The sequence below is a fragment of the Alcanivorax sp. 24 genome (assembly GCF_004360225.1).
In the GTDB taxonomy this organism is placed as follows: Bacteria; Pseudomonadota; Gammaproteobacteria; order Pseudomonadales; family Alcanivoracaceae; genus Alloalcanivorax; species Alloalcanivorax xiamenensis.
In genome coordinates this window covers 1-470 of sequence record NZ_SNUA01000081.1, presented here as the reverse complement: position 1 = coordinate 470, position 470 = coordinate 1, and the positions used below count along the sequence as shown (strand labels likewise).

The window sequence follows — 470 nt, the reverse complement described above, 5'->3', positions numbered from 1 at the left end:
ACATGGGGGGTGCGGGCGGTGGTTGTGATGGGTGGTGTATAGTGGTGAGTAGGGGAATATGTCGATCGTGTATGAGTGGATGCTTGTGGAGCTCGAGGGCCTGGTTAAGAGTGCGTGCCGCAAGTATGAGGTACGTTTCGGCCACCACCACGGAGATCTTGATTTCCGAGGTGGAGATCATGGTGATATTAACCCCTTCCTGGGCCAGGGTTTCAAACATCTTGCTGGCCACGCCGGCGTGGCCAGCAAGATGTTTGAAACCCTGGCCCAGGAAGGGGTTAATATCACCATGATCTCCACCTCGGAAATCAAGATCTCCGTGGTGGTGGCCGAAACGTACCTCATACTTGCGGCACGCACTCTTAACCAGGCCCTCGAGCTCCACAAGCATCCACTCATACACGATCGACATATTCCCCTACTCACCACTATACACCACCCATCACAACCACCGCCCGCACCCCCCATGT

At 55.3% G+C, this 470-nt stretch carries 2 protein-coding genes; one reads left to right on the top strand and one right to left on the bottom strand.

Translation table 11 applies throughout. The features are described 5' to 3' along the window. Positions 1 to 220: ACT domain-containing protein (locus tag E0L37_RS21980; protein WP_370450666.1), on the bottom strand; the 220-nt coding region annotated here is incomplete at its 3' end. A 30-nt stretch (positions 221 to 250) separates the two neighbouring features. Here E0L37_RS21980 and E0L37_RS21975 point away from each other — a divergent pair. Continuing rightward, positions 251 to 470 (top strand): ACT domain-containing protein (locus E0L37_RS21975; RefSeq protein ID WP_370450666.1); only part of this gene is annotated, 220 nt, incomplete at its 3' end.